Source organism: Sinorhizobium mexicanum, assembly GCF_013488225.1.
GTDB classification, from domain to species: Bacteria; Pseudomonadota; Alphaproteobacteria; order Rhizobiales; family Rhizobiaceae; genus Sinorhizobium; species Sinorhizobium mexicanum.
Genome location: NZ_CP041241.1, coordinates 679,359 through 702,852 on the forward strand (window position 1 = coordinate 679,359; position 23,494 = coordinate 702,852).

Annotated in this window: 23 protein-coding genes; 6 read left to right on the top strand and 17 right to left on the bottom strand. The window is 63.3% G+C overall.

Annotation, left to right across the window (positions count from 1 at the left end; all coding sequences use genetic code 11):
* Positions 1–7: 7 nt before the first annotated feature.
* Together FKV68_RS27415 and FKV68_RS27420 are read left to right on the top strand one after the other, a co-directional pair.
* Entirely contained in the window at positions 8–1,441 is a 1,434-nt protein-coding gene (locus FKV68_RS27415) for a M81 family metallopeptidase (RefSeq protein ID WP_180943662.1), read from the top strand.
* An 80-nt stretch (positions 1,442–1,521) separates the two neighbouring features.
* Complete coding sequence (locus FKV68_RS27420; protein ID WP_180943663.1) at positions 1,522–2,736, top strand: MFS transporter; 1,215 nt, start codon at positions 1,522–1,524, stop codon at positions 2,734–2,736.
* 52 nt (positions 2,737–2,788) lie between these two features.
* Here the strand turns inward: FKV68_RS27420 and hutU are convergent, their stop codons facing one another.
* The 5 genes from hutU to FKV68_RS27445 all read right to left on the bottom strand — a co-directional run bounded on the left by hutU (position 2,789) and on the right by FKV68_RS27445 (position 9,756).
* Positions 2,789–4,462: a urocanate hydratase gene (hutU, locus tag FKV68_RS27425; RefSeq protein ID WP_180943919.1), complete on the bottom strand. Its 1,674-nt coding sequence runs from the start codon at positions 4,460–4,462 to the stop codon at positions 2,789–2,791.
* A 2-nt stretch (positions 4,463–4,464) separates the two neighbouring features.
* Positions 4,465–5,280 carry an N-formylglutamate deformylase gene (gene hutG, locus FKV68_RS27430; protein ID WP_180943664.1) on the bottom strand — a complete coding sequence of 272 codons (816 nt, stop codon included), beginning with the start codon at positions 5,278–5,280 and terminating at the stop codon, positions 4,465–4,467.
* Between the two features lies 1 nt (position 5,281).
* The gene (hutH, locus tag FKV68_RS27435) at positions 5,282–6,817 is read right to left on the bottom strand and encodes a histidine ammonia-lyase (RefSeq protein ID WP_180943665.1); all 1,536 of its coding nucleotides are present in this window, start codon (positions 6,815–6,817) and stop codon (positions 5,282–5,284) included.
* Positions 6,814–8,061, bottom strand: coding sequence for an imidazolonepropionase (gene hutI / locus FKV68_RS27440; RefSeq protein ID WP_180943666.1), 1,248 nt, complete (start codon positions 8,059–8,061; stop codon positions 6,814–6,816). The genes hutH and hutI overlap by 4 nt, the downstream gene beginning before the upstream one ends.
* Before the next feature lie 510 nt (positions 8,062–8,571).
* A complete protein-coding gene (locus FKV68_RS27445; protein ID WP_180943667.1) occupies positions 8,572–9,756 on the bottom strand; it encodes an MFS transporter in 1,185 nt (394 codons plus the stop codon).
* A gap of 141 nt (positions 9,757–9,897) precedes the next feature.
* On the opposite strand from FKV68_RS27445, the gene FKV68_RS27450 reads away from it, so the two are divergent.
* Positions 9,898–10,269: an ArsR/SmtB family transcription factor gene (locus FKV68_RS27450; protein ID WP_180943668.1), complete on the top strand. Its 372-nt coding sequence runs from the start codon at positions 9,898–9,900 to the stop codon at positions 10,267–10,269.
* A gap of 151 nt (positions 10,270–10,420) precedes the next feature.
* On the opposite strand, the gene phnN is transcribed toward FKV68_RS27450, so the two are convergent.
* The 7 genes from phnN to phnC all read right to left on the bottom strand — a co-directional run bounded on the left by phnN (position 10,421) and on the right by phnC (position 17,544).
* Positions 10,421–11,008 carry a phosphonate metabolism protein/1,5-bisphosphokinase (PRPP-forming) PhnN gene (phnN, locus tag FKV68_RS27455; protein ID WP_180943669.1) on the bottom strand — a complete coding sequence of 196 codons (588 nt, stop codon included), beginning with the start codon at positions 11,006–11,008 and terminating at the stop codon, positions 10,421–10,423.
* Positions 11,005–12,144: an alpha-D-ribose 1-methylphosphonate 5-triphosphate diphosphatase gene (locus FKV68_RS27460; RefSeq protein WP_180943670.1), complete on the bottom strand. Its 1,140-nt coding sequence runs from the start codon at positions 12,142–12,144 to the stop codon at positions 11,005–11,007. Before FKV68_RS27460 ends, phnN begins: the two co-directional genes overlap by 4 nt.
* Before the next feature lies 1 nt (position 12,145).
* The gene (locus tag FKV68_RS27465) at positions 12,146–12,853 is read right to left on the bottom strand and encodes a DUF1045 domain-containing protein (RefSeq protein WP_180943671.1); all 708 of its coding nucleotides are present in this window, start codon (positions 12,851–12,853) and stop codon (positions 12,146–12,148) included.
* Between the two features lie 174 nt (positions 12,854–13,027).
* Entirely contained in the window at positions 13,028–14,542 is a 1,515-nt protein-coding gene (gene phnE, locus FKV68_RS27470; RefSeq protein WP_180943672.1) for a phosphonate ABC transporter, permease protein PhnE, read from the bottom strand.
* A 9-nt stretch (positions 14,543–14,551) separates the two neighbouring features.
* On the bottom strand, positions 14,552–15,514 hold the full coding sequence (phnE, locus tag FKV68_RS27475; protein WP_180943673.1) for a phosphonate ABC transporter, permease protein PhnE: 963 nt from the start codon (positions 15,512–15,514) through the stop codon (positions 14,552–14,554).
* Positions 15,515–15,705: 191 nt separating this feature from the next.
* Positions 15,706–16,611, bottom strand: coding sequence for a phosphonate ABC transporter substrate-binding protein (gene phnD, locus FKV68_RS27480; protein ID WP_180943674.1), 906 nt, complete (start codon positions 16,609–16,611; stop codon positions 15,706–15,708).
* A gap of 90 nt (positions 16,612–16,701) precedes the next feature.
* Complete coding sequence (phnC, locus tag FKV68_RS27485) at positions 16,702–17,544, bottom strand: phosphonate ABC transporter ATP-binding protein (protein ID WP_180943675.1); 843 nt, start codon at positions 17,542–17,544, stop codon at positions 16,702–16,704.
* Positions 17,545–18,066: 522 nt separating this feature from the next.
* Between phnC and minC the strand changes: the two genes are divergently transcribed.
* From minC to minE, 3 genes are read left to right on the top strand one after another with little or no spacing between them, the layout of a single operon-like run.
* A complete protein-coding gene (gene minC / locus FKV68_RS27490; RefSeq protein ID WP_180943676.1) occupies positions 18,067–18,819 on the top strand; it encodes a septum site-determining protein MinC in 753 nt (250 codons plus the stop codon).
* A gap of 32 nt (positions 18,820–18,851) precedes the next feature.
* On the top strand, positions 18,852–19,670 hold the full coding sequence (minD, locus tag FKV68_RS27495; protein WP_136505139.1) for a septum site-determining protein MinD: 819 nt from the start codon (positions 18,852–18,854) through the stop codon (positions 19,668–19,670).
* Positions 19,667–19,930 carry a cell division topological specificity factor MinE gene (gene minE, locus FKV68_RS27500; RefSeq protein WP_180943677.1) on the top strand — a complete coding sequence of 88 codons (264 nt, stop codon included), beginning with the start codon at positions 19,667–19,669 and terminating at the stop codon, positions 19,928–19,930. Before minD ends, minE begins: the two co-directional genes overlap by 4 nt.
* A 140-nt stretch (positions 19,931–20,070) precedes the next feature.
* On the opposite strand, the gene FKV68_RS27505 is transcribed toward minE, so the two are convergent.
* The 5 genes from FKV68_RS27505 to FKV68_RS27525 form a co-directional block, all read right to left on the bottom strand.
* Entirely contained in the window at positions 20,071–20,475 is a 405-nt protein-coding gene (locus FKV68_RS27505; RefSeq protein WP_180943678.1) for a DUF1622 domain-containing protein, read from the bottom strand.
* Positions 20,472–21,182 carry a YoaK family protein gene (locus FKV68_RS27510; protein ID WP_180943679.1) on the bottom strand — a complete coding sequence of 237 codons (711 nt, stop codon included), beginning with the start codon at positions 21,180–21,182 and terminating at the stop codon, positions 20,472–20,474. Before FKV68_RS27510 ends, FKV68_RS27505 begins: the two co-directional genes overlap by 4 nt.
* A 125-nt stretch (positions 21,183–21,307) precedes the next feature.
* Positions 21,308–21,808, bottom strand: coding sequence for a DUF4405 domain-containing protein (locus FKV68_RS27515; protein ID WP_180943680.1), 501 nt, complete (start codon positions 21,806–21,808; stop codon positions 21,308–21,310).
* A 172-nt stretch (positions 21,809–21,980) separates the two neighbouring features.
* On the bottom strand, positions 21,981–22,400 hold the full coding sequence (locus tag FKV68_RS27520; protein WP_180943681.1) for a DUF3775 domain-containing protein: 420 nt from the start codon (positions 22,398–22,400) through the stop codon (positions 21,981–21,983).
* A 213-nt stretch (positions 22,401–22,613) separates the two neighbouring features.
* On the bottom strand, positions 22,614–23,447 hold the full coding sequence (locus FKV68_RS27525) for a universal stress protein (protein ID WP_180943682.1): 834 nt from the start codon (positions 23,445–23,447) through the stop codon (positions 22,614–22,616).
* Between the last annotated feature and the right edge of the window lie 47 nt (positions 23,448–23,494).

The window sequence follows — 23,494 nt, forward strand, 5'->3', positions numbered from 1 at the left end:
TGAAGCCATGCGGATCGCCGTCGGTGGAATCCATACGGAGTGCAGCACCTATTCGCCTGTCCTGATGACGGCGGACGACTTCCGGGTGCTGAGGGGGGCCGAACTCCTTAAGGCGGACTATTTCAATTTTCTCGACGCCGACGGCTTCGAGCATGTCCCGCTCCTTCATGCACGGGCCGTACCCGGCGGCCCCGTTTCGCGTGCGGCTTACGACGCCTTCAAGACCGAGTTCCTCGAGCGACTTCGCGCCGCACTGCCGCTCGACGGCCTCTATCTCGCGATGCATGGAGCGATCAAGGTCGACAGCATGGACGACGCCGAGGGCGACTGGATTTCCGCCGCCCGCGCGGTCGTCGGGCCGGACTGCCCGATCGCAACGAGCTACGATCTCCACGGCAATGTCAGCCAGAAGATCATCGACCAGATCGACATCTTTGCCGGCTACCGCACCGCGCCGCACATCGATACGCGCGAGACGATGGTTCGGGCCTGGTCGATGCTGGTGGAAGCGCTGCGGACGGGGACGCGTCCCGGCGTCGCCTGGGCGCCCGTGCCGCTGCTGCTGCCGGGAGAATGCACGTCCACGGAGGATGAGCCTGCCAGCGGCCTTTACCGGCGCCTGCCGGACTTCGATCAGCGTCCCGGCATTCTCGATGCCAACCTGATGGTTGGCTACGTCTGGGCCGACGAGCCGCGGGCGACCGCTTGCGCCGTGGTGACCGGATCGGACAAGGCAGCCGCCTCGATGGCGGCAGAAGAAATCGCCGGAAGCTACTGGAACGAACGGGAAAATTTCCGCTTCGGCCAGGTCACCGGTCCGCTCGATGCGATGCTCGCCATTGCCGAGGAGACGACAACGAAGCCCGTCATCCTCGCCGATTCCGGAGACAATCCCACGGGAGGCGGCGTCGGCGACCGCGCTGACGTGTTGAGGGCTCTTCTCGCGCGCGGATGGCGGGATGCGCTGATTGCCGGCATCGCTGACCGGCCGGCGGTGGATGCCTGTTTCGCGGCCGGTGAAGGCGCGACGCTCGCATTGCGGCTCGGCGGCAGTCTCGATCCGTCGAGCGCCGTGGCCGAGGTCACGGCTATTGTCATGCGGCTGGACGATCCGGGACCGATTGCCGAGCGCCAGGCAGTCGTCCGCATCGACGGGATCGAGGTGGTGCTGTCGGCGCGCCGGCGCCCATACCACAACATCGAGGATTTCCGTCGCCTTGGCCTCGATCCGGGAAGCGTGCGCCTCCTCGTCGTCAAGTCCGGTTACCTTTCGCCGGAACTTGCGCCGATTGCCAATCCCAACCTGATGGCGCTCACCGATGGTGTCGTCAATCAGGACATCGAAAATCTCGCGAGCGAACGACGCCAGCGGCCGATCTTCCCGTTCGACCGCGATTTCGATTTCAAGCCGAGGGCTCGGTTCTCGGCCCGTTGGACCTGAGCCGAAGCTCACCAACCTTCCGAACGACCGCCTGTCTTGGCGGCGGCCTCTCACAAGACTTCGCACGCGCGGATCGAACCATGTCTTCCTCGTTGCTCTTTGCCATGCGTAACCCGGTCATCCGGACGAGCGTGCTTGCCATCTTCCTCTTCGGCTTCTCCGGTGCTGCGACCTCGCCCTTTCAGTCGGTAGTCGGGATCACCGAGCTTGGCTTGAGCGACGGGTTCTATTCGGCGCTGATCTTCGTCGCGGCGCTGGTGAACGTCACCGTCAGCGTCACTGTCGGCATAGTTGCCGACCGCGTCGGCAACTACCGGAAGCTAATGCTGGCGGTGATCCTTTCTGGCGCGATCGGTTACGGCCTGGTCTACGCCCTGCCGGCAAAGACGAGTTTCGTTATCGCCACGTTGGCGCTGCTGCCGGTCCATGGCGCACTGAACTCGCTCCTGTTCGCCAATGTCCGCACCGCCGCGAACAGCATGGGCGGCAAGGACGCGGCAGCGGTCAACTCCGGCGTGAGGGCGGCCATATCGCTCTCGTGGGTTTTGGTTCCGGGACTGGTCGGCTTTGTGCTCTCGGCACGGGGCAGCCTGCTGCCTGCCTATCTGCTGGCCAGCCTCGGCTGTCTCGCCAATCTGCTGCTTGTCTTCTTCCTGCTGCCGGCCCGACGCGGCGTCGATCCCATCTTCAGCAAGCGGCTTTCCTATCTTGCGTCCCTCGCCGAAATCCTTTCGCCCCGCGTCCTTGCCCGCATTGTCGCCGTGGCGCTCATCTGCTCCACGCTGCATGTCAACGCGGCCGTGCTGCCGCTGATCGTCACCGATGCTGCCGGCGGCTCGCCCACCGATATCGGTATTGTCGTCGGCGCCGTGGCGCTGCTGGAGGTGATCTTCATTCTGGTATGGGGACGGATCCAGTATCACATCCACCACGTCGACGCGCTTGCGCTCGGAACGGCAATCTACGTGGTCTACATGGCGCTGCTCGGCTTTTCGTCCCGGCCATGGCATATTTACGCACTGACGCTCATCAGCGGCTTCGGCGCGGCAGCGTTGATCAGCATCCCGATCACCTATCTGCAAGACCTGATCGCCGACCGACCGGGGCTTGGTAGCTCGTTGATCGCGGTGAACATCTTTCTGGGCGGGGCTCTCAGTGCGGCGCTCTTCGCGCTCGGCACCCGCATCAGCGACTATTCCGGAACCGCGCTGCTTGGTGCGGCTGCGGGGATTGCAGGCTGTGCCTTGCTCTTGTTCCTTGACGGCGCGCGTCGCAGGGCGGGTTCCATGCCGTAGCAGTCGCCTGCAAAGGAGAGCGGGAGGCCGCGGCGGCCTCCCGCATTTCTCGTCAGTTCCCGAGAATGCCGGGCAGGCGCAGGCCCTTCTCCTTGGCGCAGTCGAGCGCAATGTCGTAGCCGGCATCGGCGTGGCGCATGACGCCGGTTGCCGGGTCGTTCCACAGCACGCGTTCGATCCGCCGGTCGGCGTCTTCGCTGCCGTCGCAGCAGATGACGACGCCCGAATGCTGCGAGAAGCCCATGCCGACACCGCCACCGTGGTGGAGCGAGACCCAGGTCGCGCCGGAGGCCGTGTTCAACAGCGCGTTCAGGAGCGGCCAGTCGGAAACGGCATCGGAACCGTCCTTCATCGCTTCCGTCTCGCGGTTCGGCGAAGCGACCGAGCCGGAGTCGAGGTGGTCGCGGCCGATGACGATCGGAGCGCTGAGCTCGCCTTTGCGAACCATTTCGTTGAAGGCCAGGCCGAGGCGGTGACGGTCGCCGAGGCCGACCCAGCAGATGCGTGCGGGCAGGCCCTGATAGGCGATACGTTCCTTGGCCATGTCCAGCCAGTTGTGCAGGTGCTTGTTGTCGGGCAGCAGTTCCTTCACCTTGGCGTCGGTCTTGCGGATGTCCTCCGGGTCGCCCGACAGCGCCGCCCATCGGAACGGGCCAATGCCGCGGCAGAAGAGCGGGCGGATGTAGGCCGGCACGAAGCCCGGGAAGGCGAAGGCGTTTTCGAGGCCCTCATCCTTGGCCATCTGGCGGATGTTGTTGCCATAGTCGAAGGTGGGGACGCCCATGTTCTGGAAGGCGATCATCGCCTCGACGTGCTCGCGCATCGATGCGCGTGCCGCCTTTTCGACCGCCTTCGGGTCGCTGACGCGCTTTTCCTTCCACTGGCCCATCGTCCAGCCCTTCGGCAGGTAGCCGTTAACCGGATCGTGGGCGGAGGTCTGGTCGGTGACCATGTCTGGGCGGATGCCGCGGCGAACCATTTCGGGCAGAATTTCCGCGGTATTGCCGAGCAGACCGACGGATTTTGCTTCGCCCGCCTTGGTCCAGCGATCGATCATCTCCATGGCCTCGTCCAGCGTCTCGGCCTTGGCGTCGACGTAGCGTGTGCGCAGGCGGAAATCGATCGAGTCCGGATTGCATTCGACGGCAAGGCAGCAGGCGCCGGCCATGACCGCGGCGAGCGGCTGTGCGCCGCCCATGCCGCCGAGGCCGCCGGTCAGCACCCACTTGCCCTTGAGGTTGCCGCCGTAATGCTGGCGGCCGGCCTCGACGAAGGTCTCGTAGGTGCCTTGGACGATGCCTTGCGAACCGATATAGATCCACGAGCCGGCGGTCATCTGGCCGTACATGGCGAGACCCTTCTTATCCAGCTCGTTGAAATGGTCCCAGGTCGCCCAGCGCGGCACGAGGTTGGAGTTGGCGATCAGCACCCGCGGCGCATCCTTGTGGGTGCGGAAGACGCCGACCGGCTTGCCGGACTGGACGAGCAGCGTTTCGTCTTCGTTGAGATCCTTGAGCGTCGCGACGATCTGGTCGAAGTCCGCCCAGGTGCGGGCGGCGCGGCCGATGCCCCCATAGACGACGAGTTCGTGCGGATTCTCGGCAACGTCCGGGTCGAGATTGTTCATCAGCATGCGCAGCGGCGCCTCGGTCAACCAGCTCTTGGCGCTGATCTCGGTGCCACGCGGGCTGCGCACCTCGCGGATATTGTGGCGCGGATTGTTCACGTTCATGCCTCACTCCCTGTCAGTTTGAGGGCGAATGCCGTTGTTTCGATGCGTTTCAGGATGGCCTTGAGATGGACGCGAAGGCGGTCGGCCTTGGCGGAGTCCAGCGAGAAGGGCGGCGCTTCGGTCGTCAGATGCGTGGATTGCGCAAGTTCCATCTGGATCGCATGCACGCCGATTTCCGGCCGGCCATAGTGGCGGGTCGTCCAGCCGCCCTTGAAGCGGCCGTTCAGGATACTGGTATAACCCTCTGCCGAAGCGGCGATTTCTACCGTCGCCTTTTCTATTTCGGCAGCGCAGGTCTTGCCCATGTCCGTGCCGATATTGAAGTCGGGGAGCTTGCCTTCGAAGAGGAAGGGGATGTGCGAGCGGATCGAGTGGCAGTCGTAGAGAACCGCCACACCATGGATCGCCGTGACGCGCTCGATCTCGGCGGCGAGCGCCGCATGATAGGGAGCATGGAAATCGCGGAGCCTCGTCGCAATGTCTGCTTCGGTCGGCGCTTCGCCGTCCTTCCAGATCGACACGCCGTCGAAGTCCGTTTCCGGCACGAGGCCGGTGGTGTTCTGGCCGGGATAGAGGCTCGCACCTTCCGGGTCGCGGTTGGCGTCGATGACGTAGCGGTGGAAGGTTGCGCGCACAGTCGTGGCTTCCGGCAGAAGCCCTTCGTAGAGCTCGTGGATGTGCCAGTCCGTATCGGCGAGGATGCGACCGTTGTCGTTGAGCCGTTCCCAGATCAGTGCGGGCACGTCGGTGCCCGTGTGGGGAAAGCCAAGGATGACGGGGGAAGTGCCCCGATGGACTTCGAAAACGGCCATGTCAAATATCCAGCTTCGGAAGGATGCCATCGGAGACGGCGGCGTTGAGCGCGCCGGACGCGACGAGCTCGCCGGCCGCCTTGAGATCATCGGCCATGTAGCGGTCCTCTTCGATTGTCGGCGACACGCCGCGTACGGCAGCCACTGCCTTCAGGAGCTCGGCACTGGTTGTGAGCGGCGCCCGGAACTCGACGCCCTGGACGGCCGTCAGCGCCTCGATGCCGATGATCGAGAACAGGTTGTCGGTCATCTGCAGCAGGCGGCGCGCACCGTGGCAGGCCATCGATACGTGGTCTTCCTGGTTGGCGGATGTCGGCGTCGAATCGACGGAAGCCGGATGCGCGAGTTGCTTGTTTTCCGACATCAGTGCGGCGGAGGTGACTTCGGCGATCATCAGGCCCGAATTGAGTCCCGGCTTCTTGGCCAGGAACGCGGGTAGCCCGTAGCTGAGTGCCGGGTCGACAAGAAGCGCGATGCGACGCTGCGCGATCGCGCCGATCTCGCAAACCGCAAGCGCGATCTGGTCGGCGGCGAAGGCCACCGGTTCGGCGTGGAAATTGCCGCCCGAGACGACGGAATTGTCGGAAAGGACGAGCGGATTGTCTGTCACGGCGTTGGCCTCGATCGTCAGCGATGCGGCGACGGAACGCAGGAGATCCAGGCAGGCGCCGTCAACTTGCGGCTGGCAGCGGATGCAGTACGGATCCTGCACCCGTTCGTCGCCCTCGATGTGGCTCTGCCGGATGAGGGATCCCTCGAGCAATTGTCGAAGGGCGGCGGCGGTGTCGATCTGGCCGCGATGGCCGCGCAGCGTATGAATATCCGGATGGAATGGCGCCGACGATCCCATCGCGGCATCGGTCGAAAGCGCTCCGGTGATGAGCGCCGCCTGTGCGGCGCGATGGGCGCGGAAGAGGCCGGCGAGCGCCAGAGCGGTGGACGCCTGCGTGCCGTTGATCAGGGCCAGGCCTTCCTTTGCGGCGAGCGTCACGGGCGAAAGCCCGGCCTTTTCCAATGCGGCTCCGCCCGGCATGCGCGCGCCATCGAAGAAGGCTTCGCCGTGGCCCATCATCACGGCCGCCATGTGTGCAAGCGGTGCAAGGTCGCCCGATGCGCCGACCGACCCCTTTTCCGGGATCAGCGGGATCACGCCCCGTTCCTGCATCGCCTCGATCAGGCGGACGAGTTCGAGGCGAACGCCCGAAGCGCCGCGGCCGAGCGAGACGAGCTTCAGCGCCATGATCAGTCGGACGATGTTTTCCGGTAGCGGCGCACCGACACCGCAGCAATGCGACAGGATGAGGTTGCGCTGCAGCGTTTCGACATCGGCGCTGTCGATCTTGATCGACGCCAGTTTGCCGAAGCCGGTGTTGATGCCGTAAACCGGGGCATTGCCGGCGGCGATCTCGGCGATGCGCGCGGCGCCTTTGGCAACGGCGGCGTCGAATGCGGGATCGAGGCGCGCCGGTTCCTGAGTCCAGTAGATCGTCTCCAGATCCTTGAGCGGAACGGAGCCTGGCTTAAGTACGATGGTCATTGGCCGATTCTTTCGCCTCCAAAGATGCGCTGATGCAGCGGATTGAAGCCTATCCGGTAGATAAGTTCGGCAGGCTCATCGATGTTCCAGATTGCGAGGTCCGCGGATTTGCCGACCTCGATCGTGCCGGTCTCGTCGAGAACTCCGAGCGCGCGTGCGGCTTCGCGCGTGACACCCGCGAGGCATTCGTCGACGGTCAGCCGGAAGAGCGTCGCCGACATGTTCATGGTCAGAAGCAACGACGTCAGCGGAGAGGTGCCGGGGTTGCAGTCCGTTGCGATGGCGATGCGCGTTCCGGCATCACGCAGGGCCCGAACCGGCGGCAACTGCTTTTCCCGCAGCGTATAAAAGGCACCGGGCAGGAGCACGGCGACCGTCCCGGCCTTTGCCATGGCCGCCGCGCCTTCCGCGTCGAGATATTCGAGATGGTCGGCCGAAAGCGCGCCGTAGGAGGCTGCGAGCTTGGCGCCGCCGAGATCCGAGAGCTGCTCGGCGTGAAGCTTGACCGGGAGGCCAAGCGCCTTCGCGGCGTCAAACACACGGCCGATATCGCTGGGAGAGAAGGCGATGCCTTCGCAGAAGCCGTCGACGGCGTCGACGAGGCCCTCGGCGTGCGCGGCTTTCAAGCCCGGCAGCACGACATCGTCGATATAGTCGCCGTTGCGGCCCTTGTATTCGGGGGGCGTTGCGTGCGCGGCGAGATAGCTCGTGACGATGCGCACGGGACGCAACTCTTGCAGCCGGCGCGCGGCGCGCAGCATCTTCAGTTCAGCCTCTATATTCAGGCCATAGCCAGACTTTACCTCGACCGTCGCGGTCCCCTCGCCAAGCAGCGTGTCGAGCCTTGGAAGTGCCGCTTCCACCAGTTCCTCGACCGAAAGGGCATTGGTTGCTTTCACCGTCGAGGCGATGCCCCCGCCGGCGCGCGCGATTTCCTCGTAGGTGGCTCCTTCGAGCCGAAGCTGGAATTCACGCGCGCGGTTGCCGCCATGGACGATATGGGTGTGGCAATCGATCAGCGCCGGGGTCACCCAGCGGCCTTCACAATCGGTTGCCTCGTCGGCTTGGGCAAGGTTCTGGGGCAGGTCTTTTTCTGCGCCGACGTAGACGATCCGGTCGCCGCGGGTGGCGACGGCGCCTTTCTCGATAATGCCGAGCGGTCCCATGTCCTCGCGAAGCGTCGCAAGGCGCGCATTGCGCCAAAGGCCGGTTCTGCCTGAACTCGCGTTCTTGTTTCCGTCCATAAGTTTCCGCCCTTCTCTTGCGATAATGTATAGACATAATGATGTCCGTGGGCAAGCAGAAATTCACGTCATCGCGACACGAGGGTGCCCGATCGGCCTGATGACAGAGAAGATAGGGTGATCTTACAGCATGGTAGATCCCGGCAGCACATCGCCCGAGATCTGGCCATCAGCCAGGGGCACAACTGCCGTGGGAATGACGCGATAGCCGACCCCCGGGGACCGCGGACATAGTTGAACATGTCGGCAGCAGCAGGATAATCCGCTCCGCGGGGTCGCAGCCAGCCGGCACGGCTTTCGAATTGAGACCGTTCAAATGCTGTGCGAGCGAGGAGGCGAGCGCGTCGACAAGCTCGGCCGGAATACGTTGGGCCGGTTCTATCGGTACGGGTGGCGGCCGGAGAAATTGGAGCCGCTCGGCGATTCCACTGAGATCGGCGGTCGCCGACTGCGTTGAGTCGGCCAGCGCGAAAGCGTCGATGCCACGCACCGGCTTAATTGCGGCTGAACCTATTCGGCCAGGCCCGTGGCGAAGCGCCGCCGGTAGGAGCGCAGGCCTGCGTAAAGCACGGCGAGCGCGGCCACCGGAAACAGCGCGGCAAAGAAGCCGAGGTCGGCTGCGGCCGTGTTTTCCAGCACCCGCCCGCCGATTGCGGTGCCGCTCGCGATGCCGAGATAGATCGCCGAGGCGTTGAGCGACAGCGTCAGATGCGCCACCTCCGGCGCGAAGCCGACGATGCGACTGGCCTGTGCCGGCGGAAACGCCCAGCCGATGATACCCCATGGCACCATGATGCCGATCAGCAGCAGCCCGGCGAGGTTGCGCGGCAGCAGGTGCAGCCCGAAGGCAATCGCCAGCGACACCACCAGTGCCGACAACAGAGAAAGCACCACCATGCGGGTCGCGCCGACCCGGTCGGCTAAGAAGCCGCTGGAAAGGTTGCCGATCACCGCGCCCACGCCGAAAGCAAGCAGCAGGCCCGGCAGTGCAATCTTCGAAAGCCCCGCCCCGTCGATCGCCAGCGGTGCGAGATAGGAGATGATCATGAACCCGCCCGCAAGGTAGAGATAGGTTACCATCAGCGACGAGGCCACGCCGGGGAGGCCGATGGCGTTGAAGCGCTCGGAAAGTGTCAGCTTCGTTCCGCTAAGGCCGCGCGGCAGGCGGAGCCACAGCACGGTGGCGCAGGCGAGCCCGAGCAGGGCAACCGCCGCGAACGTGCCGCGCCAGCCCCAGAAGGCGGCGATCAGTGCGCCGAGGGGCGCACCAAGCGCCACTGCGAACGTCGTGCCGCCCACGACGATCGAGATTGCCAGCGCGCGGTGCTCCGACCCGGCCAGCGAAACCGCCGTCGCCTGGGCAGTGGCAGCAAACAGTCCGCTCGCCATTCCCATAACGATCTGTGCAAGTAGCAGCGTGGTGAACGTGACGCTTGTCGCAGCGACACCGTTACCCGCCACGAAGGCAAGCATCGCAACGACCAGCAGCCGCCGCCTGTCGGCCGCCCCGGCCAACGCCGAAAGCAGCGGCGCGCCGATGGCGTAGGAAAGCGAGAACACAGTGATCAGGTGCCCCGCGTGCGGAATGGTCGTGTGCGTGTCGGCCGCGATCGATGGCAGAAGGCTCGAGAAGACGAAGCCGACCGTGCTCATCGTGAAGGAGCCAACAGCGAGCCAGATGAGGCGCTTGTCCATAGGGTGTCCTTTGTTCAATATATATTGAACTATTGAACATGACCGGTCGCCATGTCAATATACGCGTTCTGCCGCCCCAGCATAAGGGACGGGACAGCCTGCCGCGTTGAACTGGAGTGCCGGCGCAGCTATGTTCGGATCATGACCCTGCCTCATCCCACCGCCGATCAGATCACCCTGTCCAACGTGCTCGCCGCCCTCGGCGACCCGACACGCCTGGCGATCGTCGGTTATCTCGCCCGCCGCGACGGGCGCCCGACGATGTGCCTGAACTTCACGGACTTCGGCTCCAAGACCAATATCAGCTACCACCTGGCCAAATTGCGCGAGGCGGGCATCACCCGCACCGAGGTCTCCGGCACCAGCCGACTGATCACGCTACGGAGCGACGACCTCGACAGTCGCTTCCCAGGCCTTCTCGATTCCGTCATCACAGCCGCGGTGAACCTGCCGATGGTGAAGAAGATCGAGGAAGCGGCGGAGGAGGCGCTGGCGCAGGGCGACCAGCGATAGCAAGGTCCGCCGGGGCATCGGTCGTATTGGTCCCAACAACGCTTTAGTCTAGGTGCGCAAGGTTTGTTGCCCGTCGACGTGCGCAGCGCAAAAACCCCCGGACTGTTGGGCCCGGGGGCTCTCGAGAACGTTCGCGATCTTTCGTTCTTGCTCAGGCCGTATGATGCAACGCCGCGCAATGCCGTTCGACGAGAGCGACGAAGCGCTGCCCGGCGACGTCGAGCCGCCCGCTGTTGTCGATCACCGTCACGTCAGGTCCGGCGACGACGTCGGGCGTCTGCCGCGTGAGGCGGCGCAACACGTCCTCTTCGCTCTCACGCCCGCGTTCGGCCAGGCGCTTCGCCAGCACTGCCGGGTCCGCAGTCACGAGCGCGACGGCGATGGTGCCGAAAGCCGAGCGAATTGCGGGGAGGGCGGCGCGGCTGCCGTTGACGATCGCCGTCATGCCGCTTGTGACCCTGTCGGCGATCTCGACTGGAACGCCGTAGCTCAAACCATGGGCCTGCCACGAAACGGCAAAGGCGCCGTTTCGGCTCATGTTCTCGAATTCCGCGGCCGAGACGCTTTCATGCACTTCGCTGCCGGCATCCGATGGCCGCGTGATCACGCGCCGCACGAAGAGGATGTCCGGGCGATGCGCGAAATGGTGCGCGGCGAAGCCCATGACGCTGTCCTTGCCTGCCCCGCTCGGGCCGACGACGACGATGAGCGCTCCACGCCCCTGTCCGACCCCCGTCATGCGACACGCCGTCCTTCGCGCCAGACGGAGCGAACGACCGGAATGCCCTCATGGCGATGGACACGCGCGATATCGGCGCGCAGTCCGACGGCAATCCGGCCGCGATCATCGAGACCGACCGTGCGCGCCGGCGTCGCCGTTACCATGGCGATCGCCTGCGGAAGATCGATCGCCTCGACCTCGTCGGCCAGAATGAACGGCGCATGGATAAGGCTGAAAGGCACATAATCGGAGGAAAGCACGTCGAGCACACCGCGCTCCGCGAGGTCGCGGGCGGCGATGTTGCCGGAATGCGACTTGCCGCGCACGATATTGGGCGCGCCCATCAGAACGCTCAGGCCGGCGCGGTGCGAGGCTTCGGCCGCCTCGAAGCTCGTCGGGAATTCCGCCAAACGGATGCCGTGGCCGATCGATTCCTCGACATGCGCGACCGTCGCGTCGTCATGGCTGGCAATGGTGATGCCGCGTTCGGTGCACGCCCTTGCCAGCGCTGTACGATGAGGCGCCGCGTAGCGGGCGGAAAGCGCCTGCTGACGCTCGACGAACTCGGCGAAAGCCTCGTCCGAGAGGCCACGCTTCGTCTTGTAGTAGAGCGTGTACTGATCCATCGTCTGGAACTGGCGCTGTCCCGGCGCGTGGTCCATCAGGGAGACGAGCCGAACTTGCGGGTCGTCTTGAAAATCCTCGTAATGTTCGAGGACGTCGGAGGTCGAGACTTCGCAACGCAGGTGGATGAGGTGGTCGGCACGCAAGCGTCCTTCCTCCTTGGCCTGTGCCAAGGCGTCGGCCATGCTGCGCATCTCTCCCTTCTGAAAGCCGCCGTCCTCGTCCGAGCCCAGGCGCAGGCAGTCGAAGACCGTGGTGATGCCGGACGTGACCACCTGGGCGTCATGGGCCTGGATCGCCGCGATCTTCAGCCAACGCACGCCTGGGCGCGGCGAGTAGTGCGCCTCCAGGTGATCGGTGTGGAGTTCGATCAGGCCAGGCAGCAGGTAGTCGCCTTCGAAGTCTTCACCCGTGCGGCTCGCCCCTTCCGAAATATCGGCGATCCGGCCGTCGCGGATGAGGACGGAACCGCTGACGATCCTGTCCTCCAGGACGATGCGGGCGTTGCTCAAAACCTGTTCTTTACTCATCTCATGCGATCTTTCGTTCGGATGCGCCGCCAAGCGGCAGTAGGGAATGGACAGTAAATGGCGCGCCGCGATGGGGCTCGATGAAAAGCGCAACGGTCGATACGTCGAGCGGCTTGCCGATGAACTCCTCGAATGCGGCGGTGAGCGTCTCGCGCATCACGCCTTGCGTCTCCGTCGGCACCGGTCCCGTCAGCGTCAGGTGGAACTGAAATTCCTCAAAGACGTAAGGGTAACCCCACGCCGCAAGGTATTCCCGCTGACGCAGCGGGAGCTTTTCCGGATTGCGGCGAGCGATGTCGGCGTCCGACAGCGGCGCCCGGAACGACTCGAAACGGCGAACGGCCTGTTCCGCGAGGGTTCGGAGCGGCGGGCAGTCTTCGGCCGGGACCAGAGCGAAAAAGGGACCGATCTGGTGCAGCACGATCCGCGGCACGTCGAAGGGTTCGATCTCCGCCGCGAACTCGTCAAAGGCCGCCAGCAGATCCGCTTCACTCTTGCCTTGCGCGAGCTCGAACGGCGCCTTCAGCGTTCCGTGAAAGCCGTATCGGCGCGGATCTGCCGTCAGCGCCATCTGATTTTCGCGCCCGAGCGCCGGCACTTCCGGCCAACTGAGTGCCCCGTCGACAAAGGCGTCGCGGCCAAGCCAACGGGCTGCCGTCTGCGTCAGCCGGTCATCGGCCGGCGGCGCGAAATAGATTGCATAACGCACGGGTCTCACTTTCTGTATCGCCCGGCCCGCCGTCCGGCGGGTCGATGTTCGCAGGGTGCGATGCGCAGCTAACCGATTTGCATGACAACATCATGATGACTTCGGTGCGAAACGCAATTCGGGTCAGAGCGGGCTGAGGAAAAGTGTGTGCGGTTCACCGCCTCCCGCTCCATTCTAATGCGTTTTGCGTCCCATCAGCCGCGTGCGGAGCGCGTTTGAGATGCTGTCGAAAATGAAGACAACCACCAAGATCAGAAGCACCATGTAGGCGACATTCTCCCAATCGGAGTTGGTGCGCATCGCCTCCCACAATTTGAGTCCGATGCCGCCGGCGCCGACAGCGCCGATGATCGTCGCCGAGCGGGTGTTCGATTCCCAGAAATAGAGTGCCTGGCTGGCGAAGACCGGCAGGACCTGCGGAAGCACGCCGAAGCGCTGTACCGCGATCGGCGTCGCGCCGACCGACTTCACGCCTTCGCGCTGCTTGTCGTCGATGTTTTCGAGCGCTTCGGAATAGAGCTTGCCGAGCGTGCCGGTGTCGGTGAAGAAGATCGCCGAGATGCCGGCAAGCGGCCCGGGGCCGAAGGCGCGCGTGAAGAACAGCGCCCAGATGAACATGTCCACCGACCTCAAGAAATCGAAGAAGCGCTTGGTGAGTTGGTTGGCGAAAAAGTTCGGCGTGATGTTGCGCGCGGCGAGGAAGCAGAGCGGAAAGGCGATCAGCGATGCGAAGAGCGTGCCGACGAAAGCCATGATGACCGTCTGCAGCAGTTTGGTCCAGACGTCGAGATGCTGCCACTCCGCATTATAGAGAATGTTGTTCCAAGCAAGCGAAAGGTTGGAACGCGCCGGATCGATACGCTCGCCCGAGAAGATCAAAGAGGCCACTTCGCCATAGGGCTTTCCGAAGAACGGCGAGTTAGTATCGAAGAGGAAGTTGGCCCAGCCGAAGAAACGGTTGCGGATCGAGACTTCGTCGCCTTCGACCTCCGCCCAGCCTGTGAGACCGAAGGAGAGCGTAATCTTTTCTCCCGGGCGCTTCTGCCTGGCCCAGCGGGGCAGCGGGCCTTGCGGCGTTGCCGTATCGGCGCCGTCGACGGTCATTACCAGTGTCTCGCCGCCGTGCGTCGCCGTCACGACGCCGCTGGCGACCTCGATGCTCGTCGACCGATCGAATGCGATGAGTGCGCGCGTGACGACCTCTTCGCTGCGGGTTTCGATGCGGTTCGGTGCTTGGACCGTTTGGTTATCGCCGAGCGCGGCATTCGGGGCCATGAAATTAAAGGACGAACTCCCCTTCGGCTTCGACGCCTGTGCAGCGGCTGGCGCCTCTATCGTGCGGGTCACGGTCTTCTTCTCGAGCGTGACCCAATCCGGGTTGGGATTGGGGCCGAGCGGCGAATTGCGCGCATAGGAGAGGGCCATCGTGCCATCGGCGGCAATCGCGATCTCCGGTCGGACCTCATAGGAGACCCAGTCGGCGAGATAGGTGCCGGCGATACCCCAATTGGCGTTGGCAAGCACATGGCCGATCGAAAAGAACCACCAGCTGAAAACCAGGTAGAGCAACACGCCGATACCGATCAGCGCGGTTTTCAACCTCTTTGTCGAAGAGGACTGCAACAGGTGCGGGTGACGGGCGGCGATCGCTTCCATTTCAAGGAGGCTCGGCTTGGTAGAGACGGTCATGGTGCGATCCTACTGGGCAAGCTGGAAGGCCTGATCGCCGACAAGGCGGCGGCGGAGCCATGCGGAAAACTGATCAACGGCAAAGATCGTCGTGAACAACAGGATCACGATCGCGATCGTCTTTGCCTCGTGACCCTGACCGATCGCAAGGCGCAGCAATTCGCCGATACCGCCGCCGCCGACCGCGCCGATGATGGTTGAGGCGCGCACATTGATCTCGAGGCGAAGCAGGAAGTAACTGGTGAAGTTCGGAAGAACCTGCGGAACGATCCCGAACCAGACACGCTCGATCCAGTTGGCGCCAACGGCGCGCAAACCCTCTTCCGGCTTCATGTCAGCATTCTCGACGACCTCGAAGAACAACTTGCCAAGCGCGCCGATCGTGTGAATCGACACCGCGGCAATCGCGGGAATGGGGCCAAGCGAGAGGATCGCCAGGAAGAAACCGGCGATGACCACTTCCGGGAAAGCGCGCAGGATCTCCATCAGTCGGCGCACCGGGCCCCTGATCCAGGGGTTGGGCATGAGATTGCGCGCCGCAAGGAACGAGAGGATGAAGCCGAAGAAGACGCCGACCACTGTCGAGAAGATGGCGATGTTCACCGTCTCCAGCATCTTGTGAAAATATTCCGGTATGTAGAGGCTCTCGGTGAGGTAAAGCCTGCCGTCCGTATAGTTGTACTTGAAGCTGCCATCGTCATAGGGCGAGGGCAGGTCGAACATGGCACGTACGATTTCCATGGCGTCGCGCGGGACCAGATCGCCGACGAAATCGAAGAAATGGGGCAGGCGATCGAAAAACTTGCCGGCATTCGAGTCGTTTGCGAACCAGAGCGAGGCACACAGCGTCAGAACGAGGAGCGCCAGGCCCAGGAGGGTGTAAAGCCGGCGGCGGGCATTGAGCTCCTGCCAGTGACGCTCAACCAGAGCGCCGCTCTCGCTCAGCTGTCGGGAAAGCACGGAAGTGGCCATGGGGTTTCCGGCATGTGCCGGCCTTCTGAGATGGGTGCCGATGGCAATCCCGAACAATCAAACGCTGGCCGCTACTGCATGAGTCCCAAGTCGAACCCGATCTAAGGATAAAATCATGCAGCGGCTCAAACCGTTGCAGCGCCGCGGTGCGGCGCTGCAACATGGTCAGCGCGTATCTGATGCCTTGGCGATCAGCCGCCGATCGTTGCCTTGCGAGCGTCGATGATCGGCTTGTAGAAATCGGCATTGACTTCGGTGAAGCCGATGAAATCACCGCCCTGGATGGCCGAGAAGCAAGCGGCGTCGGTCTTCGGCAGGTCCATCATGAACTGCTTGAACTTCGCCTTCATGTCGTCGTTCATCGTAGTGCGCACGACGATCGGCCCGTTCGGGATCAGCGGCGACTTCCAGAGCTCGACGAGGTCGTTCATGTCGACGATGCCCTTGTCGGCCATCTTCCGCAGGTTGCCCGAGGTGTAGCCGTCCTTGAATTCGCCAATGCCCGAACCGAAGGTCGTGCCGGCGTCGAACGTGCCCTTGATGACTTCGAGAACGAGGTTCTCGTGGCCGCCGCCGAAGCCGGTTTCACCGAAGAATTCCTTGACCGGTGCGCCGATGGCTTCCGGAAGCGTGACGAGCGGGACGAGATAGCCGGAGGTCGAATCCGGGTCGGCGAAGCCGAGCTTCTTGCCCTTGAGGTCTTCGAGCTTGGTAATGCCGGAGTCCTTGCGGGCAACCATGATCGAGTGATACCCGGTCGAACCGTCGGTCTGGACCGTCGTCAGGATCGGCTCGACCGCGTCTGCCTTGGCGAGGTAGATCTTGGCATAGCCGGAAGCGCCGAGCTCTGCGTAGTCGAGCGTACCGCCGAGCAGGCCCTGGATAACGCCGTCATAGTCCGCGGCCGGGAACAGCGAGACTTTTTCGACGCCGATTGCAGCCGGGAGCTTGTCGACGAGGCACTGGAAGTTACGCAGGCGATCGGCTTCGTTCTCGCCGCCAAGGATGCCGATGCGGAATTCCTTGAGGTCTTCGGCCTGGGCATGGCCGACGAGGGCGAAGAGCGCGACAGCGCCCAAAAGAGCTTTCTTCAACATAAGGTTCGTCTCCCGTTTATCCGGCCGCGCCGGATCGATATCGGTTGCAAAGAGGTGCCCTTGACGCGGGCGCTCGATCGTGGCGGGTCGTCAGAGACCGGCCAATGCCAGCGGCTTGAGGCTAGCCGATGCGGTGTTTTCCTGCGGGAGCGCCGCGGGAATGTTGATGCTTGTCGAGGTCATCGATTCTTCGATTGCGGTGTCAGCGCCGTAAATCTCGGCGACCGCGGCGGCGGTCAGATCCTTCGGTTGCCCGTCGAACACGACGCGCCCATGCGCCATGCCGACGATCCGTTCGCAATAGCTCCGTGCGGTATCGAGCGTGTGCAGGTTCGTGATGACGGTGATGCCGTCGCGCTCGTTAATGTCGCGCAGGGCATCCATGACGATCTTGGCGTTGAGCGGGTCGAGCGAGGCGATCGGCTCGTCGGCCAAGAGCACCTTCGGCTGCTGCATCAGAGCGCGGGCGATCGCGACGCGCTGCTGCTGACCGCCGGAAAGCGTGCCGGCCGGCTGCAGCGCCGTCTGCTCGATGCCGAGGCGTTCGAGCGCGCCGATCGCCATGATCCGCTCTTCGCGCGTGAACATGTTGAGGATGCTGAGTGCGGTCGAGCGGTGATTGAGGCGGCCGAGCAGGACATTGGTCAGGACGTCGAGCCTCGGCACGAGGTTGAACTGCTGGAAGATCATCGCGCAATCGCGCTGCCAGTTACGCAAGGGCGCACCGCGGAGCGAGGACACTTCCGTGCCGGCAAATTCGATCGAGCCCGAGGAGAGATCGACCAGGCGGTTGATCATGCGCAGCAGCGTCGACTTGCCGGCACCCGAGCGGCCGATGATGCCGACCATCTGGCCCTGCGGGATGTCGAAGGTAACCGAGCTGACGGCTGTTTTCGTGCCGAATCGGCGGGTTACATTCTTCAATTGAAACATTGGCAGCAGTTCCTCTTTCGGGGAGACCGGTCATCGGTATGACACCTGCCATAGCGACGCTTCATGAACGCCAAATGTCAGTTTCTTGTCGTTTCTGTAACAGTGCACGGCTGCGAGCGGTCGTGGCCCTTAAGCAGGACATGCTTGGGGCTCGGCGGCATGGCCGCGACAGACTGACAATGCAGGTAGGCTTCGCCCGAGTTGGAGAGGTAGCGAATCTTCCCTGTAAACAAGCGCCGACGCGGCGGTGACGATTCGGCGGCGGCCCGGCAGCGGTTCGAAAGCACGTCGAATTTAGGGACGAAGTCGATCGCTGGCCCGACGTGAGGGCGCCTCACCCCGCAAGCGCACCCGAGATCACCGCGGCCCGGCAACTTATCACTCTTACCGGACCTGCCGTCGCTGGTCGGAGGCGTCTTTTTTGGCCGTTAAATCCGGCTCTCCAGCTTCATGCAGGGTGCCCTGGTTAACCATTTGTTAACCGCGATTCACGTACATCTTGGCAACCAAAAATTAACGTAGATGACCAAAGTGCTAACAGATACTCGCTCGATCCGTATCAAGGGCCGCTCATTCCTGGCGCTCGTGCTTTCTCCGGAACTGCCACTCGATGGATGGCTTACCCGGCTCGACGACTTGGCCTCGCGCTCGGCGGGGTTTTTCCTGGGCAGGCCGGTCGTCCTCGACGTGGAAGACATCGAGATCGACCGGACGCAGCTGAAGGCGCTGATCGGCGAGCTCGCGAAACGCAACGTGCGCATCATGGGCATCGAAGGCGGGCGCCCATCACTGTTCGAACCGGGCATGCCGCCGGCCATGAAGGGCGGCCGGCCCGCCCCCGATTTCGAGGTTCCGCCGGCCGAATCGACCGCCGAAGCGGCCAAATCCGGCAACGGCAAAGCGGCAGAGCCTGCCGTTCGTCCAGAGCCGCAGCTGGTCAGGGCAATGCCTTCGATCATCATCAAGGAGCCCGTCCGCTCCGGGCAATCGGTGATCTTTCCCGAAGGTGACGTCACCGTCGTCGGGTCGGTCGCGTCGGGCGCGGAAATCATCGCGGGTGGTTCGGTTCACATCTACGGAACGCTGCGGGGACGGGCGCTGGCGGGATCCGTGGGGAATGCCTCGGCGCGCATCTTCTGCCGTAAGCTTGAAGCAGAATTGCTGGCAATCGACGGTGTCTACAAGACGGCCGACGATATGGCGCCACACCTTCGCGGGCAAGCGGTGCAGCTTTGGCTGGAAGGCGATTCAATCATGGCAGAGAGACTTAACTGAGCCGGCTGCCGGCCGGGAAACAGGAGTGCAAGATGGCGAAAGTAATCGTGGTTACATCGGGTAAAGGCGGCGTCGGCAAGACGACGTCTACCGCCGCACTCGGTGCGGCATTGGCGCAGAGGAACGAGAAGACGGTGGTCGTCGATTTCGACGTCGGCCTGCGCAATCTCGATCTTGTCATGGGCGCGGAGCGACGAGTCGTTTATGATCTGGTCAATGTCATACAGGGCGACGCCAAGCTGCCGCAGGCGCTGATCCGCGACAAGCGGCTCGAAACCCTCTTCCTGCTGCCGGCATCCCAGACGCGCGACAAGGACAGCCTGACGCCGGAGGGCGTCGAAAAGGTGATGGCCGAGCTGAAGAAGCACTTCGACTGGATCATCTGCGACAGCCCGGCCGGGATCGAGCGCGGCGCCACGCTCGCCATGCGCCATGCCGACGTTGCCGTCATCGTCACCAACCCGGAAGTCTCATCGGTTCGCGACTCGGATCGCATCATCGGCCTTCTCGACTCCAAGACGGAGAGAGCGGAACGCGGCGAACGGGTGGAAAAGCATCTGCTGCTCACCCGCTACGATGCCAACCGCGCAGAGCGGGGCGACATGCTGAAGGTCGATGACGTGCTCGAGATTCTCTCGATCCCGCTGCTTGGGATCGTTCCGGAAAGCATGGACGTGCTGCGCGCTTCCAACATCGGTGCACCTGTCACGATCGCCGACAGCCGCAGCGCACCGGCGCTCGCTTACCTAGATGCCGCCCGCCGGCTTGCCGGCGAAACGGTTCCGATCACCATCCCTGGTGAAAAGCGCGGCGGCTTGTTCGGAAAAATATTCGGACGGAGGGCAGCATGAGTATTTTCAGCTTCTTCAGCAAACAAACTTCGGCGCCGACTGCGCGCGAACGCCTCCAGATCCTGCTCGCACATGAGCGCGCCTCGGTCGGTCACTCGGATCTGGTCGCGCAACTGCGGGAGGAAATTCTCGCGGTCATTGCGAAGCACGTTCAGGTCGACCGCGACAAAGTGAACGTGAAGATGGACCGCGGCGAACAGGTCTCGACGCTTGAGGTCGATATCGAGATCCCGCTCGACGCAAGCGTCCGGGCGGCCTGACAGACCTAGGCCGGCAAGCCCCCGATAGTCTCGGCCGCGACGGAGCGGCCGAGACACCCCGCTGCGGGGAGTTGGCTCGCCCACCATTCGTATTGACCCCGGCCATTCGCGTCGGAGTTTTTGAGCCCCCGGCTTAATCGTTAAGGTCTTTCGGACCCGCTGCCCCTGTTGCGCTGCTGCCTTTGCCAGGGCCATTCGCCTTCGATCTCCGCCTCGAGCGAGAAGCTCAAGAAGGTCCGTATGAGCACGATCAGCCCGAGCAAGCCGACACTCTCCCAGGTGAGAGGCGACGTGATGGTCGCGATGATATCCGCGCCGATCAGAAGTTCGAGGCCAAGCAGGATCCCGCGCCCCAGGTTGGCGCGGTAGCGGTCGTAGGCGAGATCGCCGAGACCTGCGGCCAGATCCCTCACATAGCGGACGGTGGCGACGATCACGCCGATGATGGTGACCGCGACGCCGAAGGCCTCCAGCGCGGATGCCAATGGCTCCATCAGCGGCGCCACCAAACTCGCCAACTCGCCTCGTTCGATCGCAGTGCTCATGCAGCGTCACTCGCGAGCTGGCGGGATGCAGGGTGGAGGGCATAAGCGATCGTTACGCCCAGCACAATGGCGCCGGTCACGAGCAATGTCGGCGCGAGCCCGACCCACCGCATCAACGCAGCGCCGATAGCGGCGCCGATCAGGATGGCGAGCACGGCTGCAACGCGGCGCTGCCAGTTCTTGTTGCTGCCGCCGGCGAGCGAGGAATCCGCGGCAAGGCCAGTGATAGTCAGTGTAAGAACCGTCGTGGTGAGATCCGGCACCTTGAGCGCGCGAACTGTGGCATTTCGCAGCCCCATGGCAATGGCGGTAAGGATGATCAGCAGGTAAAGACTGCGGGCAGGCGCCAGTGCGTTCGTGTCAAATCCGATCGCAAGGAAGGCGGAGATCCAGAAGAGCAACGCTTCACCCGTCGCAACGGTCAGCAGGCAACGCCGGCGACTGGCCTTTGCATGGCGTACGGCAATGAGCCCGCCGGCCCAAGCCCCGATAAAAAAGGCGATCAACGCCGTCAGGTTGCGCGAGACATCGAAGCCGGGGGCTCCACCGATGGCAAAGCCCAGGAAGACCGTGTTGCCGGTCATGTTGGCAACAAAGACCTGGCCGAGGCCGAGCACACTGACCGCGTCGACAAGCCCGGTCACCGCCGAAAGGACAATAAGGACGAGCGGTAGCGGGTCATATTGGCCCGCAGGCGATGGTTCCATTCAATGCTCTCCCGTTGCCCGACGAATTGAGATGCGCAGCAACTATCGATCGGCGCTACGGGAGACGCTAGCATGAGTTTATATTGCAGGCTTGTAGAATAAAGTCGTGCGCTCTGTGCTGGTTGTCACGGTTGAGCGGGCAAAAGGGCCCGCACCAACTGGGATTCGTTCTTGCCCGATTTCGTGGCAATCTCGATCAAGGCCATGTCGGGTGCCGCTGTCGCGAACCCGCGCGCCTTGAGCGTTTCGACCAGGCTTTCGCTCGTCAGACCCAGAAGCGGTGCGATCTCGCCGGCGGTGTTGGCGATTATCTGCCGGCTGAAGGCGATCTGGGGCGGCCCGCCGCTACGACCCTCATTGCTCGGCCAGGCCATGGCAACGGCCGCTCCGGTCGAGATCAGCAGCGCAAGCGTCATCGGAAGACGTCCGAGGTAATGCGTCATCGGTCGCCAGTTCCTCCAGACGTGCAGCGCGAAGGGCAGGATGAGCGCGACACTCAGCCATTCATGCATCTCGTTGAAGACGCCGTTGCCGACATGGAAGAACAGTGCGATTCCAGAAATGAGCGAAACGAGAAATAGACCTGTGATGAAGGGCGTCGCATATCGCTGCAGGATGGCTTTCACGGGACCTCTCCGATTTCTGTTGTCCTGCGACGAACACTAGCGCGCCCAAGCGGTGTCGGACAGTTAAGTGTTTGTAATTATTGATGTAAATCAAGCGCCGTGTTGATTTCGAGCGGCGGGCGCCTGCTTCCGCAAGCAGACGCATTCGCCTCGTCAGGGCGCACAAGGAGCCTCAGAGGCGGCCTGTTTCGTAATCCTGGCAGGACTCGCCAAATTGCGCCATTGCCTCCTCCAGGTAGTCCGCCAACAGCGGTATGCCGAGCAGATAGGCGGCAGTTCGGTTGTTGTGTGCGTCGGCAGCCTGGGCACGAATGTCGTCCCAGTCTTCGATCTTGCCGTCGCCGCGGCCGAGCCAGCTCAAAGCGACGAGATCGATCTGCTCGTCTTCGTTGAGCGCCCAGATCGCGCTCGCAAGTTCAGCCTCGACGGGATCGTCCGGTTGATCCTCGAGCACCGAGGCCATGTTGTCGTCGGATGCGTTGGATGCCGGGTCGGGATCCGTCACGGCATCCTTGACGTCGAATTCGCGGGCCTTGACTATGAAATAGCAGACTTTTTCGGGTGAAAGCGACAGGTCCCAAGCTTCGCTCATTGGTGCAACCTCCAATTGGCGTCGTCAGTAGCGATCTCCCTCGGAAGGGTGGATACGATACCCCGTCCGAGAAGTATCATTCGGTCCCCCATATCGGCACCTTTACCAGATCCTTCCCGATCTTGGCGCATTGCCGTCTTCCATTTACCGTTCGATCCCCTCGATCCACTCTGCGAACGGCGGGGTTGCTGTCGACCTCGACAGCGGGAGCGCTCAGCGGGCCATCAAGATCGGGATGGCAGTCTCGCCGAGCATTGTCCTTGTAACTCCACCGAAGATCAGCTCGCGCACTCGCGAATGCCCGTATGCGCCCATGACGATCATGTCGGCGGATATGTCGACGGCATGCTGCTGCAGCACGCTCGCCACAGGACGACCCGCGCTCGGCAGCTGATCGACCGTCACGTTGATGCCGTGGCGAGCGAGATAGGCGGCGACATCGGCGCCAGGTTCCGCGCCGTTTTTCCCGCGAACCGCCTCCGGGTCGACCAAGGTTACGTGGACCGAGGTCGCCTTCGCCATGAGTTCAAGAGACTCGCGCGCCGCGCGGGCAGCTTCCGCGCGCGAGTCCCAGGCAAGCAGGACCGTCTTCGGCTGGAGACTCGGCGTGCTGTCGGTCGGGATAAGCAGGATCGGTCGCGTTGCCTGAAAGAGGCTGCCGTTGATCACCTGGCGCTTGAAGTCCGCCTGGTCAAGAACGCTTGGCCCGATCAAGACGAGATCGGCGTAGAGCGCGCGGTCGCCAATTTCGCGATCTGCCGCCCCGGCTTCGACGTAGATGCCTTCGATCTCGAAGGAGATTTCCGCGCGGGAAACCGTTTCGCGAGCATGATTCGCGGATGCTTCAAGCTTCGCGCGATCGCGATCACGTTGTTCCAGCCATATGGTGGAAACGGTCGCATACTCTCCGATCGGCGGTGGCGGAGCCATGGCGACGACGAGGACAGAAAGATGAGCACCCGCTTGGCGGCAGAGATCGGCTGCGGTTTGCAGATCGCTATCTGAACCGTCGACCCCGGTGACGGCGAGAATTGTCTTGAAGGGCATGAGCTTTCTCCCTCGAAGAGTTGGTTGCGCTTATCGCATGTCAGCTT

Coding starts and splice junctions, on each gene's coding strand:
- FKV68_RS27415 (WP_180943662.1), top strand. CDS start 8: ATGCGGATCGCCGTCGGTGGAATCCATACGGAGTGCAGCACCTATTCG.
- FKV68_RS27420 (WP_180943663.1), top strand. CDS start 1,522: ATGTCTTCCTCGTTGCTCTTTGCCATGCGTAACCCGGTCATCCGGACG.
- hutG (WP_180943664.1), bottom strand. CDS start 5,280: ATGGCCGTTTTCGAAGTCCATCGGGGCACTTCCCCCGTCATCCTTGGC.
- hutH (WP_180943665.1), bottom strand. CDS start 6,817: ATGACCATCGTACTTAAGCCAGGCTCCGTTCCGCTCAAGGATCTGGAG.
- hutI (WP_180943666.1), bottom strand. CDS start 8,061: ATGGACGGAAACAAGAACGCGAGTTCAGGCAGAACCGGCCTTTGGCGC.
- FKV68_RS27445 (WP_180943667.1), bottom strand. CDS start 9,756: ATGGACAAGCGCCTCATCTGGCTCGCTGTTGGCTCCTTCACGATGAGC.
- FKV68_RS27450 (WP_180943668.1), top strand. CDS start 9,898: ATGACCCTGCCTCATCCCACCGCCGATCAGATCACCCTGTCCAACGTG.
- phnN (WP_180943669.1), bottom strand. CDS start 11,008: ATGACGGGGGTCGGACAGGGGCGTGGAGCGCTCATCGTCGTCGTCGGC.
- FKV68_RS27460 (WP_180943670.1), bottom strand. CDS start 12,144: ATGAGTAAAGAACAGGTTTTGAGCAACGCCCGCATCGTCCTGGAGGAC.
- phnE (WP_180943672.1), bottom strand. CDS start 14,542: ATGACCGTCTCTACCAAGCCGAGCCTCCTTGAAATGGAAGCGATCGCC.
- phnE (WP_180943673.1), bottom strand. CDS start 15,514: ATGGCCACTTCCGTGCTTTCCCGACAGCTGAGCGAGAGCGGCGCTCTG.
- phnD (WP_180943674.1), bottom strand. CDS start 16,611: ATGTTGAAGAAAGCTCTTTTGGGCGCTGTCGCGCTCTTCGCCCTCGTC.
- phnC (WP_180943675.1), bottom strand. CDS start 17,544: ATGTTTCAATTGAAGAATGTAACCCGCCGATTCGGCACGAAAACAGCC.
- minC (WP_180943676.1), top strand. CDS start 18,067: ATGACCAAAGTGCTAACAGATACTCGCTCGATCCGTATCAAGGGCCGC.
- minD (WP_136505139.1), top strand. CDS start 18,852: ATGGCGAAAGTAATCGTGGTTACATCGGGTAAAGGCGGCGTCGGCAAG.
- minE (WP_180943677.1), top strand. CDS start 19,667: ATGAGTATTTTCAGCTTCTTCAGCAAACAAACTTCGGCGCCGACTGCG.
- FKV68_RS27505 (WP_180943678.1), bottom strand. CDS start 20,475: ATGAGCACTGCGATCGAACGAGGCGAGTTGGCGAGTTTGGTGGCGCCG.
- FKV68_RS27510 (WP_180943679.1), bottom strand. CDS start 21,182: ATGGAACCATCGCCTGCGGGCCAATATGACCCGCTACCGCTCGTCCTT.
- FKV68_RS27520 (WP_180943681.1), bottom strand. CDS start 22,400: ATGAGCGAAGCTTGGGACCTGTCGCTTTCACCCGAAAAAGTCTGCTAT.
- FKV68_RS27525 (WP_180943682.1), bottom strand. CDS start 23,447: ATGCCCTTCAAGACAATTCTCGCCGTCACCGGGGTCGACGGTTCAGAT.